The sequence below is a fragment of the Psychrobacter sp. 1Y4 genome, from assembly GCF_051847555.1.
Window position 1 is genome coordinate 1 of the sequence record NZ_JBPYDE010000720.1, and the last position, 640, is coordinate 640.

General features: G+C 47.3%; 1 protein-coding gene. It reads left to right on the forward strand.

Annotated elements, in window-relative coordinates; genetic code table 11:
* Window positions 1-90: 90 nt before the first annotated feature.
* Complete coding sequence (locus tag ACS8FC_RS18520; RefSeq protein WP_439297869.1) at window positions 91-465, forward strand: CidA/LrgA family protein; 375 nt, start codon at window positions 91-93, stop codon at window positions 463-465.
* Window positions 466-640: the final 175 nt, after the last annotated feature.

The following is a 640-nucleotide window of genomic DNA, read 5'->3' on the forward strand; positions in this document are numbered from 1 at the left end:
TCACCTATATCTGACTTGGCCACACTGCTTATGAAGCCTACTCACTCCTCTCATCTCCCGCTATGGATTTCGTTAATTTTAACGTTGACCATGGTTATCGTTGTCCGAGAGACGGCTGTGGTTCTTTGTCAATTGGCAGGTATCGAAAAAGCCGCCAATATTGTCGGCTTGGTGGCGATGTTTGTTATCTTGATGATATGGCGATTGCTCAAAGGGTTACCTAACTGGCTCACTCAAGCCAGTAACACCCTCCTCGTCGATAGTGGTTTTGCATTTCTACCCGTCTCAGCGGGTGCAGGCTTACTGCTATTTGCGCTAGGAGATGAGCTGTTGGGCGTGATGGTCACAATGATAGTAAGTACGCTCATACCGATGTGGGGACTCGCGCTACTGGCCAATCGCTGGTTGAATCAAGATGCCAATGCCGACAGCGGCACGGCCAATCAGCAAAAAGAACAGCCGTGAGCTACGGAGAGATATTATGACTTTTGATAGCGTATTTATGGCGACCTTAGCAGCTGTACTCCTAACCTTAGCAGCACACGTCATTGCACGTGTGTTAGCGCGTAAATTATCATGGTTGCCGATGGTAATTACTGCGCTCGTTTTAGTACTGGTTTTCTTATTTTTATTGCAATGG

What these genes read in the sequence shown, in the direction of transcription:
- ACS8FC_RS18520 (WP_439297869.1), top strand. Translation starts at nt 91, where the DNA reads ATGGTTATCGTTGTCCGAGAGACGGCTGTGGTTCTTTGTCAATTGGCA.